The 18324-nt window shown below is 73.0% G+C and carries 11 protein-coding genes; 8 read left to right on the plus strand and 3 right to left on the minus strand.

Annotation, left to right across the window (positions count from 1 at the left end):
- Positions 1-113: 113 nt before the first annotated feature.
- The 6 genes from ABT232_RS15505 to ABT232_RS15530 all read left to right on the plus strand — a co-directional run bounded on the left by ABT232_RS15505 (position 114) and on the right by ABT232_RS15530 (position 9717).
- Positions 114-2306: a pectate lyase-like domain-containing protein gene (locus tag ABT232_RS15505; RefSeq protein ID WP_351840412.1), complete on the plus strand. Its 2193-nt coding sequence runs from the start codon at positions 114-116 to the stop codon at positions 2304-2306.
- A 130-nt stretch (positions 2307-2436) separates the two neighbouring features.
- Positions 2437-4602 carry a discoidin domain-containing protein gene (locus ABT232_RS15510; RefSeq protein WP_351840413.1) on the plus strand — a complete coding sequence of 722 codons (2166 nt, stop codon included), beginning with the start codon at positions 2437-2439 and terminating at the stop codon, positions 4600-4602.
- Between the two features lie 71 nt (positions 4603-4673).
- Positions 4674-5753: a DUF1996 domain-containing protein gene (locus tag ABT232_RS15515; RefSeq protein WP_351840414.1), complete on the plus strand. Its 1080-nt coding sequence runs from the start codon at positions 4674-4676 to the stop codon at positions 5751-5753.
- A 178-nt stretch (positions 5754-5931) separates the two neighbouring features.
- Complete coding sequence (locus tag ABT232_RS15520; RefSeq protein ID WP_351840415.1) at positions 5932-6585, plus strand: SDR family NAD(P)-dependent oxidoreductase; 654 nt, start codon at positions 5932-5934, stop codon at positions 6583-6585.
- A 390-nt stretch (positions 6586-6975) separates the two neighbouring features.
- Positions 6976-8481: a cryptochrome/photolyase family protein gene (locus ABT232_RS15525; protein WP_351840416.1), complete on the plus strand. Its 1506-nt coding sequence runs from the start codon at positions 6976-6978 to the stop codon at positions 8479-8481.
- Between the two features lie 114 nt (positions 8482-8595).
- Positions 8596-9717, plus strand: a complete 1122-nt coding sequence (locus tag ABT232_RS15530) for a winged helix DNA-binding domain-containing protein (RefSeq protein ID WP_351840417.1) — start codon at positions 8596-8598, stop codon at positions 9715-9717.
- A 133-nt stretch (positions 9718-9850) separates the two neighbouring features.
- Here ABT232_RS15530 and ABT232_RS15535 read toward each other — a convergent pair whose 3' ends face one another.
- The 3 genes from ABT232_RS15535 to ABT232_RS15545 all read right to left on the minus strand — a co-directional run bounded on the left by ABT232_RS15535 (position 9851) and on the right by ABT232_RS15545 (position 14854).
- The gene (locus ABT232_RS15535) at positions 9851-10642 is read right to left on the minus strand and encodes a S1 family peptidase (protein ID WP_351840418.1); all 792 of its coding nucleotides are present in this window, start codon (positions 10640-10642) and stop codon (positions 9851-9853) included.
- A 202-nt stretch (positions 10643-10844) separates the two neighbouring features.
- On the minus strand, positions 10845-13751 hold the full coding sequence (locus ABT232_RS15540) for a helix-turn-helix transcriptional regulator (protein WP_351840419.1): 2907 nt from the start codon (positions 13749-13751) through the stop codon (positions 10845-10847).
- A 245-nt stretch (positions 13752-13996) separates the two neighbouring features.
- Positions 13997-14854 carry a helix-turn-helix transcriptional regulator gene (locus tag ABT232_RS15545; protein ID WP_351840420.1) on the minus strand — a complete coding sequence of 286 codons (858 nt, stop codon included), beginning with the start codon at positions 14852-14854 and terminating at the stop codon, positions 13997-13999.
- A gap of 123 nt (positions 14855-14977) precedes the next feature.
- Between ABT232_RS15545 and ABT232_RS15550 the strand changes: the two genes are divergently transcribed.
- Both ABT232_RS15550 and ABT232_RS15555 read left to right on the plus strand, forming a co-directional pair.
- Complete coding sequence (locus ABT232_RS15550; RefSeq protein ID WP_351840421.1) at positions 14978-16648, plus strand: AMP-binding protein; 1671 nt, start codon at positions 14978-14980, stop codon at positions 16646-16648.
- 14 nt (positions 16649-16662) lie between these two features.
- On the plus strand, positions 16663-18264 hold the full coding sequence (locus tag ABT232_RS15555; protein WP_450871645.1) for an AMP-binding protein: 1602 nt from the start codon (positions 16663-16665) through the stop codon (positions 18262-18264).
- Positions 18265-18324: the final 60 nt, after the last annotated feature.

Raw genomic sequence — 18324 nt, forward strand, 5'->3', positions numbered from 1 at the left:
CGCGTCAGGGTTATTGACCGCTCTGACATGCACCGGGCAGGGTGGCCATGGGAGAGCGCTCTCCCCGAGTTCTCCCAACCTCTCCCCGTACCTCCCTCCGTGTAAGGAGCCGCATGTCTCCCGCTGGGACCCTCCCACCCCCCGCGTCCCGCAGACGCCCGACGGCACGCCGCGGGCTCGCCGCGGCCGTCGCCTCGGCCCTGGCCGGCACCCTCCTCGCCCTCGCCCCCGCGGGCGGCGCGCAGGCCGCGCCGGTGCCGGTCTCGCAGGGCAAGCCCGTCACCGCCTCCAGCGCCGAAGCGGCCTTCACCTCCGCCGAGGCGGCCGTGGACGGCGACCTCGGCACCCGCTGGTCGAGCGCCTTCTCCGACAACCAGTGGCTCCGGGTCGACCTCGGCGCCCCCACCGCCCTCGACCACGTCGAGCTGCGCTGGGAGGCCGCCTATGCCAAGGCGTACCGGATCGAGCTGTCCACCAACGGCACCGACTGGACGACCGCCTACTCCACGACCACCAGCACCGGCGGCAACGAGTCCGTGCCCGTCTCCGGCACCGCCCGCTACGTGCGCTTCCAGGGCGTCACCCGCGCCACCGGATACGGCTACAGCCTCTGGGAGTTCCAGGTGTACGGCGCCGACGGCGGCGGCCCGGTGATCCCGGGCGGCGGCGACCTCGGCCCGAACGTGCACGTCTTCGACCCGTCCACGCCCGGCATCCAGGCCAAGCTCGACGAGGTCTTCCGCCAGCAGGAGTCGGCCCAGTTCGGCAGCGGCCGGCACGCCTTCCTCTTCAAGCCGGGCACCTACAACGGCCTGAACGCGCAGATCGGCTTCTACACCCAGATCGCCGGCCTCGGCCTGCGCCCCGACGACACCACCATCAACGGTGACGTGACCGTCGACGCCGGCTGGTTCAACGGCAACGCCACCCAGAACTTCTGGCGCGGCGCCGAGGGACTCGCCCTCAACCCGGTCAACGGCACAAACCGCTGGGCCGTCTCCCAGGCCTCGTCCTTCCGCCGGATGCACGTCAAGGGCGGCCTCAACCTCGCCCCGAACGGCTACGGCTGGGCGAGCGGCGGCTACATCGCCGACAGCAAGATCGACGGCCAGATCGGCAACTACTCGCAGCAGCAGTGGTACACCCGGGACAGCGCCATCGGCGGCTGGTCCAACTCGGTGTGGAACCAGGTCTTCTCCGGCGTCGAGGGCGCCCCGGCGACCTCCTTCCCGGAGCCCCGCTACACCACCCTCGCCAACACCCCGATCTCCCGCGAGAAGCCGTACCTCTACCTCGACGGCAACGAGTACAAGGTGTTCGCCCCCGCCAAGCGCACGAACGCGCGCGGCACCAGCTGGGCGAACGGCACTCCGCAGGGCGAGTCGATCCCGCTGAGCCGCTTCTACGTCGTCAAGCCCGGCGCCACCGCGGCCACCATCAACGCCGCCGTCGACCAGGGCCTGCACCTGCTGTTCACGCCCGGCGTCTACCACGTCGACCGCACGATCGACATCGACCGCGCGAACACCATCGTCCTCGGCCTGGGCCTCGCGACGATCATCCCGGACAACGGGGTGACCGCCATGCGGGTCGCCGACGTCGACGGCGTCCGGCTGGCCGGCTTCCTCATCGACGCCGGCACCGTCAACTCCCCGACGCTGCTGGAGGTCGGACCGGCGGGCGCCTCCGCCGACCACGCCGCCAACCCCACCACCGTGCAGGACGTCTACGTCCGCATCGGCGGCGCCGGCCCCGGCAAGGCCACCACCAGCATCGTGGTGAACAGCGACGACACCATCATCGACCACACCTGGGTCTGGCGCGCCGACCACGGCGAGGGCGTCGGCTGGGAGACCAACCGGGCCGACTACGGCGTCCGCGTCAACGGTGACGACGTGCTGGCCACCGGCCTGTTCGTCGAGCACTTCAACAAGTACGACGTGGAGTGGTACGGCGAGCGCGGCCGCACGATCTTCTACCAGAACGAGAAGGCGTACGACGCCCCGAACCAGGCCGCCATCCAGAACGGCACCACCAAGGGCTACGCCGCCTACCGGGTCGACGACTCGGTGGACACCCATGAGGCGTGGGGCCTGGGCAGTTACTGCAACTACAACGTCGACCCGAGCATCCGCCAGGACCACGGCTTCAAGACACCCGTCAAGCCGGGCGTGAAGTTCCACAGTCTCCTCGTGGTCTCCCTCGGCGGCATGGGCCACTACAACCACGTCATCAACGACACCGGCGCCTCCACGGTGCCCGCCGGCACCTCGACCGTGCCGTCCACGGTCGTGTCCTTCCCCTGATCGAGCCGCCCGTCGGCCATGACTCCCCTCCGGGCCGGATGACAACCCCGCGACCCGGCCCGGAGGGGCCATCACGCGGTGCTCCCGGAGCCCCGCCCCGTCGGCTCTCCCCAACCCGTCTGGAGCAGATGTGTCCACAGCCCTCTCCCACCGCGGACCGGCCGGCCGCCGCGCCGTGCCGCTGCTCGCGCTCGGCGCGCTGGTGGCGTCCTCGCTCGCCCTCGCCGCTCCGCCCGCCCAGGCTGCGGAGACACTGCTCTCCCAGGGCAAGCCCGCCACCGCCTCGTCGCAGGAAGGCGCCGGATACGCCCCCTCCGCGGCCGTCGACGGCAACCTCACCTCCACCCGCTGGGCCAGCCAGTGGAGCGACCCGCAGTGGTTCCAGGTCGACCTCGGGCAGCGGTTCGACCTCAGCCGTGTCGTACTGACCTGGGAGGGCGCGTACGGCAAGAGCTACCAGATCCAGGCGTCCGACAACGGCACGGACTGGCGGACCCTGAAGACCGTGACCGGCGGCGACGGCGGCACGGACGAGGTCGCCGTCTCCGGCTCCGGCCGCTACGTCCGGATGCTGGGCACCGAGCGCTCCGGCGGCTACGGCTACTCCCTCTGGGAGTTCCAGGTGTACGGGTCCACGGACGGCACACCGCCCGCCGGAGGAGCGGTCAAGGTCACCGGCTCGCAGGGCGCCTGGCAGCTGACCGTCGGCGGACAGCCGTACACCGTCAAGGGCCTGACCTGGGGTCCCGCCATCGCGGACGCCCCGAAGTACATGCCCGACGTCAAGTCCATGGGCGTCAACACGATCCGCACCTGGGGCACCGACGGCGGCACCAAGCCGCTGCTGGACAGCGCCGCCGCGCACGGCGTCAAGGTCGTCAACGGCTTCTGGCTGCAGCCCGGCGGCGGACCCGGGTCCGGCGGCTGCGTCGACTACGTCACCGACACCACGTACAAGAACAACATGCTCACCGAGTTCGCCAAGTGGGTCGAGGCGTACAAGAGCCACCCCGCGACCCTCATGTGGAACGTCGGCAACGAATCGGTCCTCGGCCTCCAGAACTGCTACAGCGGAGCGGAGCTGGAGACACAGCGCAACGCCTACACCGGCTTCGTCAACGACGTCGCCAAGAAGATCCACAGCATCGACCCCGACCACCCGGTCACCTCGACCGACGCGTGGACCGGCGCCTGGCCCTACTACAAGCGCAACGCCCCCGACCTCGACCTGTACTCGATGAACTCCTACGGCGACATCTGCGGAGTGCGCCAGGACTGGGAGGAGGGCGGCTACACCAAGCCGTACATCATCACCGAGGGCGGGCCGGCCGGCGAGTGGGAGGTGCCGGACGACGCCAACGGCGTCCCGGACGAGCCGACCGACGTGCAGAAGGCCGAGGGGTACACCAAGGCCTGGGACTGTGTCACCGGCCACCGGGGTGTCGCGCTCGGCGCCACCTTCTTCCACTACGGCATCGAACACGACTTCGGCGGCATCTGGTTCAACCTGGTGCCCGACGGGCTGAAGAGGCTCTCCTACTACGCCCTCAAGAGGGCCTACACCGGAACGGCCGGCAACGACAACACCCCGCCCGTCATCTCGAACATGACCGTCAGCCCCGCCTCGTCCGCCCCGGCCGGCGGCGAGTTCACCGTCCGCGCGGACGTGCGTGACCCCGACGCCGACCCGATCACCTACAAGATCTTCCTCAGCGGCAACTACGCCAACGGCGACAAGCGTCTGGTCGAGGCCAGGTGGCGGTCCACCGGCAACGGGACCTTCGCCGTGACGGCTCCCGAGAAGCTCGGTGTGTGGAAGGTGTACATCCAGGCCGAGGACGGCCGTGGCAACGCCGGCATCGAGACCAAGTCGGTCAAGGTCGTCGCCCCGCCGGTCACCGGCACGAACGTGGCGCTGAACAAGCCCACCACCGCGTCCTCCTTCCAGGCCTCGTACGGCGACTGCCCGTGCGAGCCCGCCAAGGCGGTGGACGGCCGCAGCGACACGCGCTGGGCCAGCGACTGGAGCGACCCGCAGTGGATCCAGGTCGACCTCGGCTCGGCCACGCCCATCCGCAAGCTCCAGCTCGTGTGGGACCCCGCCTACGCCAAGTCCTACGAGGTCCAGGTCTCGGACAACGGCACCACCTGGCGCACGGTCCACACCACGACCACCGGTAACGGCGACATCGACACCATCGACGTGTCCGCGACCGCACGGCACGTACGACTGCACCTGACGGCGCGTGGCACCGGCTGGGGCTACTCGCTGCACGAGTTCGGCGTCTACAGCTGACGACGGCGGAGGGCGCCCGGCGGCGTCCTCCGTCTCCCCCCACCTGGCACCTCAGCGGGCAAGGAGGCCCCATGAGACCGCGTTCGAAGCTCCCCGCGCTGCTGCTCGGCAGCGCGCTCCTCGCAAGCGTGCTCGGCATCGGCACCGTCGCCACGGCGGCGGACCCCGGCGGCCCCCCGGCCGCCTCGACCGTCGCGCACACCGGGCACACGATGGCCGTGTCGACCCAGGCGTCGGCCGACGACCCCGACGGCGACGGCTACATACCGGCCGTGCCCCAGGTCACCGGTGTGACACCGTCCACCGCGACGCCGCCGCCGCGCTACCACAAGGAGTTCCAGGCCAACTGTTCCGTCACGCACACCGCGCCGGACGACCCGATCATCTACCCGGGCCAGCCCGGCAAGTCCCACGACCACACCTTCATGGGCAACAGGTCGACGAACGCCGGCAGCACGACGGCGAGCCTCTACGGCGGGAACACCACCTGCAACGCCCCCGCCGACGCCTCCGCGTACTGGATGCCGTCCCTGTACAAGGGCGACAGGAAGATCCTCCCCGTCGGCCCGCAGGTCATCTACTACAAGTCCGGCGTCACCGACTACACCAGCGTGCGGCCCTTCCCCAGGGGACTGCGGTACGTCGTGGGCGATCCCCTGCAGAGCGCCCAGCAGTTCCGCAGCCACAAGGGGTTCGTCGAGGGCTGGGAGTGCGGTGACAGCTTCTTCAACGTCGACTTCCCGGCGAGCTGCCCGAGCCGGCCCGACGTCCAGCTCAACATCCGCTTCCAGGCGCCCAGTTGCTGGGACGGCAAGTACCTCGACACCCCCGACCACAAGAGCCACATGGCCTACCCGGTCGTCAAGCCCGGCACCAACGACAACATGTGCCCGGCCTCCCACCCGGTCGCCCTGCCGATGATCGAGTTCAAGATGGCCTTCCCGGTCAACGGCGACATGAGCGACGTCCGCCTGGCCAGCGGACGCGGCTACTCCTTCCACTACGACTTCTTCAACGCCTGGGAGGAGCGCACCCTCAAGGCACTGGTCGACCACTGCATCGTGGGCGGCCTCCAGTGCGACACCCGCGGCTACGACCAGAACCACCCGGAGCGCGGCGCGGTGCTGAACGCGGACCACCGCCTGCCCTGACGCACGACGCGTGAGGGGCGGCCCCCGGGTGAACCCCGGGGGCCGCCCTTCACGGCGTTCCGGTCACGGCGTTCCGGTCGCGGCTGACCGGGCCCGGACCACGCGGCGGCCGCGAGCCGCATCCGCCGCGCCCTCCTGCGCCGAACCACTGATGGAGGCCGATGACGGGAGGTGCGGGATGAAGATCCAAGACGCACGTGTCCTGGTGCCCGGTGCCACCGGGGTGATCGGCGGGGTGCTCGCCGAGCGGCTGCACTGGCAGGGGGCGCGGGTCGCGGTCGCCGGGCGTGATCGGGGCTCCCTGGAGTGGATCGCCGCGGTCTGCGGAGACGTGCCGGCCCGCCGCTTCGACGCCTACGACCTGGACGGCTGCGCGGACACCGTGCGCTGGGCCGCGGGCGCGCTCGGCGGCCTGGACGCCGTCGTGGTGTGCGTCGGCGCCGCCGGGTTCGGCCCGGCCGAGTCCGTCGAGGACGCGGTCGCCGAGCACCTGATCACCGTCAACGCGCTGGCTCCCATCGCCTTCCTGCGCGCCGCCCTGACCGTCGTACCGCCGAGCGGGACGCTGGCCGCCGTCACGGGCGTGGTCGTCGACACCGTTCCGGCGGGCATGGCGGACTACGGGGCGGCGAAGGCGGCGCTGGCGGCCTGGCTGTCCGCGGTGCGCCGGGAGCGGCGGCGCACCGGCCCCGCGGTCCTGGACATCCGGCTGCCGCACGTGGAGTCGGGCTTCGCCGAGCGCGCCGTGGTGGGCCGGCCCCCGCCGCTGCCGCGGGGCCGCACCGTACGGGAGGCGGTCGACATCATCGTGCAGGCGCTGGAGGCGTCCTGAACGGGGGGACGGGGGACCGGGGGGTCGCGAGGCCCGGCCCGGGCCGGGCGGGCCGCCTGATGGGGTCGGCCCGGGCGTCCGGGCGAGGCCGGGACGGGCGTCCTGACAACCCCGGCGGGCCGGACGCGGGCCCCCGCCCCGGCTCGGGGCTCCGGGATCGAGGGCCCGCCACCCCACATTCCCCGCCACCCGCGCACACGGATGCACTCGAGGCCCGGCGATCCGTCCGCGTGCGGCCGGGACGGACGACGGCGATTCTGGTGCCCCAGGCATCTGTACGGCAGGCCCGGCAGGCCCGGCAGGCAGGTCTGGCAGGCACGGCAGGTCTGGCGGGCACGGCAGGCCCGGCGGGCACGGTCCCGGCACCCGGACCAGGAGGCGATCGCGCACATGGCCACCCCCCACTGGATCTTCGGCGACCAACTGGGACCGCACTTCCTCACCCCGGGCGACGACGGCCCCGGCCGTGACGCGCCGGTCGTGATGATCGAGGCGCGCTCGGTCCTGCGCCGCCGTCGCTTCCACCGTGCCAAGGCGCATCTGGTCCTGTCCGCGATGCGGCACCGGGCCGCGGAACTCGGCGACCGCGTCCGCTACGTCCGCTGCGACACCTACCGGGAAGGGCTGCGCGAGGCGACCGGCGGCGGCCCGGTGACGGTGCACCACCCGACCTCCCACGCGGCGCTGCGGCTGGTCCGCTCACTCGACGGCGTCACCGTGCTGCCCGCCCGGGGCTTCCTCGTCGCGCACGACGACTTCCGGGCCTGGGCCGACGGGCACGGCGGGGGACGGCTGCTCCAGGAGGACTTCTACCGGTGGGTGCGGCGCGGCCACCACCTGCTGATGGACGGCGAGGCCCCGGTCGGCGGACGCTGGAACCACGACCACGACAACCGCGAGCCCCCGCCCAAGGGCGCCCGCACCCTAGCCGCCCCGCCGCCCTACCGGCCCCGGGAGGACGACATCGACGAGGAGGTGCGGCACGACCTGGACCGCTGGGAGGCCGACGGCACCGTCTCCTTCGTGGGCCGCGACGGCCCCCGCCGCTTCCCCGCCTCCCGGCGCGAGGCGCTGGCCGCGCTGCGGCGGTTCGTCGAGCACCGGCTAGCCGGCTTCGGGCCCCACGAGGACGCCATGCTGGCCGACGACCCGGTGATGAGCCACAGCCTGCTGTCCTCGTCGCTCAACCTCGGCCTGCTGCACCCCGCCGAATGCGTGGAGCGCGCCGAGGACGCCTGGCGCGCCGGGCGGGCGCCGGTCAACAGCGTGGAGGGGTTCGTCCGGCAGATCGCCGGCTGGCGCGAGTACGTGTGGCAGCTGTACTGGTACTTCGGCGACGACTACCGCGACCGCAACGCCCTGGACCACCGGGCGCCCCTGCCGCGGTGGTGGCTGGAGCTGGACGCCGACGCGGTGACCGCCCGCTGCCTGTCCACCGCCCTGGCCCAGGTGCGCGACACCGGCTGGACGCACCACATCCCCCGGCTGATGCTGCTCGGCAGCCACGCCCTCCAGCGCGGCTGGGACCCGCGGGCGGTGACGGACTGGTTCCACCGCTGCTTCGTCGACGGCTACGACTGGGTGATGCTGCCCAACGTCGTCGGCATGTCCCAGTACGCCGACGGCGGGCGGATGACCACCAAGCCCTACACCTCGGGCGGCGCCTACGTGCACCGCATGAGTGACCTGTGCGGCGGCTGCGCCTACCGCCCCACGGAACGCGTCGGCGACCGCGCCTGCCCCTACACCGCCGGCTACTGGGCCTTCCTCCACCGCCACCGCACCCGCCTGGAGCGAAACCACCGCATGACCCAGGCGGTACGCGGCCTGGAGCGACTCCAGGACCTGGAGGAACTCCTCCACCAGGAACACGACCGCGGCGACGCACCACCGTGACCGGCGTCGCCGCGGCATCCCGCACCCTTCCGCACCCCTCCGGCGGGCCCAACCGCCGTATCGAGACCGTATCGAGGACAGAATCTGTCCGCATTCCCCGCTACCGTGCCCCACATGACCAGGACGAAGGCTCAACCCGCCGCCAGCGGACCCGTGCTCACGACCCGTGACCTCAATCGGGCCACGCTCGCCCGGCAACTGCTGTTGCGGCGGGTGGAGATGCCGGCCGGGGTGGCGGTGGAGCGGTTGGTGGGGCTTCAGGCGCAGGAGGTGAAGCCGCCGTATGTCGCGCTCGCCGCGCGGCTCGACGGGTTCGTGCCCGAGGAGCTGTCGGGGCTGCTGGCGGAGCGGGAGGTGGTGCGGATGGTCACGATGCGCTCCACCATCCATCTGCACACCGCCGACGACGCCCTCGCCCTGCGGCCGCTGGTGCAGCCCGCGCGGGACCGGGAGCTGAACATGAAGACGTTCCGCGACGGCCTCGTCGGCGTCGACCTGACCCGGCTCGCCGCGCTGGTCCGCGACCTGGTCGAGGACGAGCCGCGCACCATGCGGCAGTTGCGCGAGGCGCTGCTCGCCGAGTGGCCGGACGCCGACCCGCAGGCGCTGGCCGTGGCGGCGCGCTGCACGCTCCCGCTGGTCCAGGTCACGCCGCGCGGCATGTGGGGGCGCAGCGCCCAGGTCGCGCTGACCACCCTCGAGCACTGGCTGGACCGTCCGGCGGCGGAGCCCGCGTCGCCCGAGGCGGCCGTGCTGCGCTATCTCGCGGCCTTCGGTCCGGCCTCCGTCAAGGACATGCAGACATGGGCCGGGCTGACCCGGATGCGTGCCGTCTTCGAAGGGCTGCGGCCCCGGCTGGTCACGTTCCGCGGTCCGGACGGCGTCGAGCTCTTCGATCTGCCCGACGCCCCGCGCCCCGACCCGGACACCCCGGCGCCGCCCCGCTTCCTGCCCGAGTTCGACAACCTGCTGCTGTCGCACGCCGACCGCACCCGGGTGATCCCGGCACCGCACCGGGGCCGCACCTGGCAGGCGAACACCTTCTACTGCCCGCTGCTCGTGGACGGCTTCCTCGCGGGCGTGTGGCGGCTGTACGACGACGCCCTCGTGATCGAGCCCTTCGCGGAGCCGGCGAAGGGGGCGCGCGAGGAGGTGCTGGCGGAGGGGGAGCGGATGCTGCGGACGCTGTATCCGGGCGGGGCGCACGACATCCGGTTCGGGACCGTCGTCGGCTGACACGGCCCTGAAAGGAGGCCAGGGCATGGAAAGGGGGCCAGGGCATGGAAAGGGGGCGCTGCGGGCCGCTCGTGGAGGCCCGCAACGCCCCCTGGTACTCACCTGAGGGGTGCCCTCAGGAGCTTTCTCCCGGTCACGAGTTGACCTGTGTGGTCACCAGGCTGGAGAAGGCGGTCAGCCGGGTGTAGACACCCGGGTAACCGGCCTGGGCACAGCCCTCGCCCCAGGAAGTGATCCCTGCCAGGACGCCCCCGACAAGCAGGGGACCGCCGCTGTCGCCCTGGCAGGTGTCCACGCCGCCGGAGGAGTATCCGGCGCACACCATCTCGGCCGCGACGTAGTCGGACCCGTAACTGCCGCGGCAGCTGGTGTCGGAGACGATCGGGACGGTCGCGGTCCGCAGCTGGTTGGAGGAGCTGCCGCTCTGCGAGGTGGTGCCCCAGCCGAGCACACGGGCGGTGGTGCCGGCCGTGTAGACGGAGGTGTCGGTAGACGCCACGTACTTGGCCGTGGCGTACGGCATCGACGTCGACAACGTCAGCACCGCGACGTCCTCACCGCGGGTGGCGGTGGTGTAGTTCGGGTGGATCCAGATCTTGCTGACCCGTGCGACCGTGCCGTTGGTGCCGTTGAGGTAGGTCCGGCCGCCGACCACGCGGACGCCGCTCGTCGTCTCGCCGACCATGCAGTGCGCGGCGGTGACGACCTTCGTCGGGGAGACCAGCGTGCCGCCGCAGAACTGGTTCTGCGAGGCGTCGGTGATCTGCATCATGAACGGGTACGCGCTGGTCGTGGTGGTGGTGCCGCCCACGATGGGCTGCGGCGCGGCGACCGCCGACGGGGCGCCGATCAGTGCCGTCGCGGCAGCGGCGGCGGTGGCGGCCAGGGCGGCGGCGGTGCGTCTTGCACGGGTGAGCCCGGACATGAGACTCCTCAGGGGGTTGCCGGTGGGGGGTCGCGCGGGTGTGGGGGGTTTGCACGGGGGTCTCGGGACAGACCCCCGTGTGCCCGGCGAGCGGCACGTGCCTACGCTAGGACCGGGCGGACCGCCCTCCCAATGAGGGAACCCCCTAGGGAGGCCGGGAAGGGAAAACCCTCGGTCCGCTCCACCGGTACCCGAGGGGGCCTCAAGGAGCGCGTCGCCCCGCCGCGAGTCTGACGATGTCCACCCGCGAGCGGATGCCCAGCTTGCGGTAGACCCGGGTCAGGGTCGCCTCCACCGTCTTGACGCTGATGAACAGGCGCGCGGCGATCTCCCGGTTGGTGGCGCCCTCCATGACCAGCGCGGCGACCTGACGCTCCATCGACGCCAGCCCCTCCAGCCCCGCCAGCCCTTGCAGTCCCGCCGGCCCTTCCGGCGCGGCCGCCGCGGCGGCGGGCGCCGGGGCCGGTTCCGCCGCCGGGACCGCGGCCGCGGCCGCCGCCTCCGTCTCCGTCTGCCGCAGCCAGGGCAGCGCCCGGCAGCGCCGGAACAGCCGCGCCGCCTCGTCGTACGACGTCGGCCCCGGCCCGGGCGGCCGGGGCGCGGTGCGCAGCCGGGCCAGCAGCAGTGCGGCCCGCGCCTCCTCCAGGCCGTGCCCGAGCTTGGCGAGCCGGTCCTGAACCGACGTCAGCTGCACGACGGCGCCCTCGTGGTCGCCGCGTGCCGCCCGCACCAGCGCCTCCGCCCGGTCCAGCACGGCCAGCACGCTCTCCCGGCCCAGCCGCAGCGCCTGCGCGCGGGTGACGTCGACGACGTCCTGCGCCTCGTCGATCTCGCCGACCCGCACCAGCGCCTCCGCGAGGTCGCCGTGCCAGCGCCCGCGCGCCGGGTCGGTCACGCCGAGTCCCTGCTCCAGTTCCCGTACCCGGCGCAGCGACCGCACGGTGCCCGAGGCGTCCCCGGTGACCAGCTGGACGTAGCCGAGGGAGGCCAGGGCGCGGGACATGTAGATGTGGTCGCCGTCCTCCTCCGCGTGCTCGGCGGCCTCCCGGGCGAGGGCCAGCGCCCGCTCGACGTCCCCGCCGGAGGCCTCCGCGACGGAGGTGAGCACGGCGGACGCCACCTCGCCGATCCCGGAGTCCCGGGCCAGCCGCAGGCTCTCCCGGGACAGGTCCAGGGCCCGTCCGCAGTGCCCGGAGCGCAGCTCGGTCTCGGCGAGCATCCGCAGGAAGTGCACCTCGCTCTCCACCATGCCGCGCCGCCGCACCTGGCTCAGCAGCCTGGTGACGGTGCCCCGGGCCTCCGGCAGCTGGTCGCTCATCAGCAGCCAGCGCAGCCGGGTCGAGCCCGCCCCGTTGTGATGGCAGGCGACCTGCGGGTCCTGAGGTTCCTTCAGCGCCCGTTTGATGGTGGCGGGGGCGTCGGGGTGGCCCATCAGGGTCTCGGCCTGCGCCTGGAAGGCGAGCGCCAGCAGTTCGGTGCGCCGGTCGCCGGCCCGCGCGGCCAGCGCGGCGGCGTGCGCGGCCTCCTCCCGGCCCTTGGCGAAGTCGCCCTCGACGACCAGGCCGCGCCAGGCCAGCTGGTAGTGGACCAGGGCGAGCAGCCGGGGGTCGTCGCCCGCGTCGGCCAGCGCCTGCGGGAAGACGGCGTCGACGTCGCCGAGGGCCTGTCCGGCCGCCTCGATGACCACCATCCAGGCCCGCACCCGGTCGGCCGGCACGGTGGCCCGGGCCAGCACCTCGCGCGCGATGTCACGGGCGAGGTCGACCTCGCCGGCGGTGATGGCGTCCTCGGCGGCCTGCAAGCGCCGCTCGTCGGCGCACGGTACTCCGTCGGCCGGGGTGTGCCGGGCGGCGAGCAGGCCCAGCGAGGCCGCCATGGACGGCGCCCCACGGTCGCGGGCCAGCGCGGCGGCCTGGGCGAGCCGGGCCGCCACCTCCGGGTCGGTGCCGGTGGTGGCCAGCGCCAGGTGCCGGGCCCGTTCGATCGGGTCGGAGGCCGCCTCCGACAGCGCGCCGTGCGCGGCCCGCCGCTGGTGCGCGGGCGCCTCGGCGTACAGCGCGGCGGAGATCAGCGGATGCGCGAACCGTACGGCCGGACCCTCGGACTCGGTGGCCAGCAGCCCCAGTTCGACCGCCCGCGCGGTGTCCGCCTCGGCGTTCTCCCGGCCGGCCGCGTGCAGCAGGGCCAGCGTGGGACGGGCGCCCGCGCTGGCCACGAGGAGGGTGTGCCGGGCCTCGTCCGACAGCATCTCCAGCCGGCTCAGCACCAGGGCCCGCAGCGAGGTCGGCACCGGCAGGGGTTCGCCGGGCCGGGGCGGGGTGGGGTTCTCGGCGAGGGCGCGGCCCAGTTCCAGCGCGAACAGCGGGTTGCCGCCGCTGGTGCGGTGGATGTCGCGGACCGTGGAGCGGGGCAGGCCGGTGTAGCCGCGGTGGTCGAGCAGTGCGGAGACCTGGACCCGGGTGAGCGGGCCGAGCCGCAGGGCGAGGGTGTCGGGCGGGGACGGGGGCCCTCCCGCCCGGGCGTAGTCCAGAGCGGGGGAGCTCAGCCGGCGGTCGTACTCCTGGCCCTCGGTGCGGACCGCGCACAGCAGCTGGACGGGGGTGTCGCCGAGGCGGCGGGCGGCGAAGCCGAGGAGTTCGGCGCTGGCCGGGTCCAGCCACTGGAGGTCGTCGGCCACCACCAGCACGGGGCCGGCGACGGCGAGCGCGCGCAGCGCGGACAGCACCGCCAGGCGCAGGGCGAGGCCGTCGCGCTGGAGGGTGGACTCGCCCCGGCCGGTGAGCGCCGACTCCAGTGCGGTGCGCTGGGGGGCGGGCAGCCGGTCGGACACCTCGTCGAGGACGAGGCCGAGCAGGTCGGCGAGGGCGAGGAAGGGGAGATGGGATTCGGACTCGGTGGCGGAGCAGCGCAACACGGTCCGGGCCGTCGCGCCGTATTCCGCGGCCAATGCCCGCAGCACGGTCGACTTTCCTATTCCGGCGGGGCCGTGGAGCAGCACACTGCCGCCGCGCGCCAGCTGCTCACGCGCCGCGCTGAACGGTTCGTCCCGTCCGATGACCAGGTCGGGGCGGCACCTGGCAGGCTCCTGGAAGTCCCGTCGCACGGTCACCGCTCCCCTCCGTGTGTCGTGTCCGGGCCAAATTCTAGGCAGCAAGTCATTGAAATTCGGAGGGGCGAGGTGGTGAGGGAAATAACAGCCTGCTGCATGGGCAATTTCAGCGAGGTGTCAATTGCATGACCAACGGTGCTTCCAGGGCGTCGCGGAGGGCACTTGCACGGCATGACGGACGGCATTTCGTTGCGGGATGAACGAAATCCTGGCGCATGACGGACATCCACGGCGCCCCACCGCGCTCAGGGCAGCACCCCCGCCCGCCGCGCCGCCACCACCGCCTCCCCGCGCGTGCGCACCCCCAGCTTCCGCATCGCCGAACGCAGATAGCTCTTCACCGTCTCCGGCCGCAGCCCCAGCCGCTCCGCCGTCACCGCGTTCGTCGCCCCGGACGCCACCCAGGCCAGCACGTCCACCTCGCGCGGCGCCAGCCGCACCGTCACCGTCCCGGACGGCGCCGTCAGCAGCCCGCACGCCGCCAGCAGCTCCGCCCGCAGCGCCGGATCGGCGATCCGCGGCGCCAGCGCCCGCAGCGCCGTGTGCGCCTCCCGCATCCGCTCCCGGACGGCCCCCGCCACCGCGTCGGCCGGCTGTACCGCCGCCGGCCCCGGCAGGCCCCGCGCCCGCACCCCGTCCAGCAGCTCCCGTGCCTCCTCCCGCACCACCAGCGCCTGCTCCACGTCCCGCGCCGCCTCGACGGCCGCGTGCAGCATGCGGTCGCCCAGCGGCTGGGCGGCGCGCAGGGCGCCGTAGAGCACGCCCCGCACCCGGCGCCGCACCACCACCGGCACCGCGAGCACGGAGCGCAACCCCTCCACGGCGACCGGCGCGTCGTACTCGTGGCTGATCTGCCGGGAGGCGGAGTAGTCGGTGACCGCGCACGGCCGGCCCAGCGCCACCGCCTTGCCGCCCAGACCGCTGCCCGACGTCACCGCGAGCGCGCTGAGCGCCGCGGTACGGGTCCCGGTCAGCTCGGTGATCCGCATCCGTGGCCGGCCCGCCTCGACCAGCCCGCCGAAGGCCACCGGCAGGCCCGTCGCACGGCGCAGCCGCAGCAGCGCGCCCCGAATCTCCACCGTGTCCGCCGCGTCCGCTCCCACGTGCCCGCCCTTCCGGCCGCGTCCCCGCGGCGCACACCCCCGTCAGGGGGTAGTGAGACCTGCATCACGGATTACACGATGTCCGGGAGCCGCCCGGCAATGGTCCGGTACCGAGGAGGACAGATGACGACGGCGACGGAGCTGTTCCGCAAGGGGCGGGACTTCCTGCTGGAACACCGTGAGGACTACGCCACGGCCTACGAGGGCTTCGCCTGGCCGCGGCCCGAACGGTTCAACTGGGCACTGGACTGGTTCGACGTGATCGCGGACGGCAACGACCGCACCGCGCTGCACATCGTCGAGGAGGACGGCACCGAGACCCGGCTGACCTTCGCCGAACTGTCCGACCGCTCCGACCGGGCCGCGAACTGGCTGCGCGCCCGCGGCGTCGCCGCCGGGGACCGCGTCCTCGTCATGCTCGGCAACCAGGCCGAGTTGTGGGAGACCGCGCTGGCCGCGATGAAGCTGCGCGCGGTCGTCATCCCGGCCACCCCGCTGCTCGGCCCCGCCGATCTGCGCGACCGCGTCGAGCGCGGCCGGGTGCGGCACGTCCTGGTCCGCACCGAGGACACCGCCAAGTTCGCCGACGTGCCCGGCGGCTGCACCAGGATCGCGGTGGGCGGCGCGCCCGACGGCTGGCTCCCCTACGAGGAGGCGTACACGGCCCCCTCCGGGTTCACACCCGACGGCCCGACCGGCGCCGACGACCCGCTGATGCTCTACTTCACCTCCGGCACCACCGCCCGCCCCAAACTGGTCGAACACACCCACACCTCGTACCCGATCGGGCATCTGGCGACCATGTACTGGATCGGCCTGAAGCCCGGCGACGTGCATCTGAACATCTCCTCGCCCGGCTGGGCCAAGCACGCCTGGTCCAACCTCTTCGCCCCGTGGAACGCCGAGGCGACCGTCTTCCTGCACAACTACACCCGCTTCGACGCGGCCCGCCTGATGGCCGAGATGGACCGCGCGGGCGTCACCACCTTCTGCGCCCCGCCCACCGTCTGGCGCATGCTCATCCAGGCCGACCTCACCCAGCTGCGCACCCCGCCGCGCGAGGCCGTCGCCGCCGGCGAGCCGCTGAACCCCGAGGTCATCGAACAGGTCCGGCGCGCCTGGGGCGTCACCGTCCGGGACGGCTTCGGGCAGACCGAGACCGCCGTGCAGATCGCCAACAGCCCCGGCCAGCCGCTGAAGACCGGCTCGATGGGCCGCCCCGGCCCCGGCTACCGCGTCGAACTCCTCGACCCGGTCACCGGCGCCCCCGGCGCCACCGAGGGCGAGATCGCCCTCGACCTGTCCGCCCGGCCCGTCGGCCTGATGACCGGCTACCACGGCGACCCCGACCGCACCGCGGAGGCGATGGCCGGCGGCTACTACCGCACCGGCGACATCGGCGCCCGCGACGCCGACGGCTACCTCACCTACGTCGGACGCGCCGACGACGTCTTCAAGGCCAGCGACTACAAGATCAGCCCCTTCGAGCTGGAGAGCGCCCTGCTGGAGCACGAGGCGGTCGCCGAGGCGGCCGTCGTGCCCGCCCCGGACGCGCTGCGCCTGGCCGTGCCCAAGGCGTACGTGGTGCTGGCGGAGGGCTGGGAGCCCGGCCCCGGCACCGCCAAGGCCCTGTTCGAGCACTCCCGCGAGGTCCTCGCGCCGTACAAGCGCCTGCGCCGGCTGGAGTTCGGCGACCTGCCCAAGACCGTCTCCGGCAAGATCCGCCGCGTCGAACTGCGCGAGGCCACCGCCGCCGGCTCGGACGCCGAGTACCGCGAGGAGGACTTCCGGTGAACCCTGCGGATCCGGTGAACTTGGTGAACCCGGTGGGTTCCTACGCCCACGGCACCGGCGGCACACCGCTGCTCGGCGACACCATCGGCGAGAACCTCCGACGCACGGCCGCCGCCTGGCCGGACCGGGAGGCGCTGGTCGACGTACCGTCCGGCCGCCGCTGGACCTACGCGCGGTTCGCCGCGGACGTCGACGAACTGGCGAGGGCCCTGCTCGCCAGTGGCGTCGGCAAGGGCGACCGGGTGGGCGTCTGGGCGGTCAACTGCCCGGAGTGGGTCCTCGTCCAGTACGCCACCGCCCGCATCGGCGCGATCATGGTGAACATCAACCCGGCCTACCGCACCCACGAGGTCGAGTACGTCCTCCGGCAGGCCGGCGTCTCCCTGCTCCTCGCCTCGCTCGCCCACAAGAGCAGCGACTACCGCGCGATGGTCGAACAGGTCCGGGGCAACTGCCCCGAGCTGCGCGAGACGGTGTACATCGGCGACCCGAGCTGGCAGGCGCTGCTTCGGCGGGCGGCCGGCGACCGGCCGTTCCCGGAGCTGTCCTGCGACGACCCCATCAACATCCAGTACACCTCCGGCACCACCGGCTTCCCCAAGGGCGCCACGCTCTCCCACCACAGCATCCTCAACAACGGCTACTTTGTCGGCGAGACGATCGGCTACACCGAACAGGACCGGGTCTGCGTGCCGGTGCCCTTCTACCACTGCTTCGGCATGGTCATGGGAAACCTCGCGGCCACCTCCCACGGCGCCTGCATCGTCATCCCCGCCGCCTCCTTCGACCCGCGCGCCACCCTGGCGGCGGTCCAGCGGGAGCGCTGCACCTCGCTCTACGGCGTCCCGACGATGTTCATCGCCGAACTGAACCTGCCGGACTTCGCGACGTACGACCTCTCCTCGCTGCGGACCGGCATCATGGCCGGCTCGCCCTGCCCGGTGGAGGTGATGAAGCGGGTGGTCGCCGAGATGCACATGGCGCAGGTCTCCATCTGCTACGGCATGACGGAGACCTCCCCGGTCTCCCTCCAGACCCGTATGGACGACGACCTGGAACACCGCACCGGCACGGTCGGCCGGGTCCTGCCGCACATCGAGGTGAAGATCGTCGACCCGGCGACCGGCGCGACCCGGCCGCGTGGCACCGCGGGCGAGCTGTGCACCCGCGGCTACAGCGTGATGCTCGGCTACTGGAACGAACCCGAGAAGACCGCCGAGGCGGTCGACCCCGGCCGCTGGATGCACACCGGCGACCTCGCGCTGATGCGGGAGGACGGATACGTCGAGATCGTCGGCCGCATCAAGGACATGATCATCCGCGGCGGCGAGAACATCTACCCGCGCGAGATCGAGGAGTTCCTCCACGGCCACCCGAAGATCGCCGACGTCCAGGTCGTCGGGGTGCCGCACGAGCGCTACGGCGAGGAGGTGCTGGCCTGCGTGATCCCGCGCGACCCGGCCGACCCGCCGACCCTTCAGGAGCTGCGCGCCCACTGCGAGGGGCAGTTGGCGCACTACAAGATCCCCAGCCGGCTCCAGGTGCTCGACGCCTTCCCGATGACGGTGTCCGGCAAGGTGCGCAAGGTGGAACTGCGCCGGCGGTACGGCACCTGACGGACCTCCGAGGGCATTCGGTCCCGGCGGGCCACGGCCCGTAGTTAAGATCGGATGCCT

It is taken from the genome of Streptomyces sp. NPDC001532 (assembly GCF_040298625.1).
Classification (GTDB): domain Bacteria; phylum Actinomycetota; class Actinomycetes; order Streptomycetales; family Streptomycetaceae; genus Streptomyces.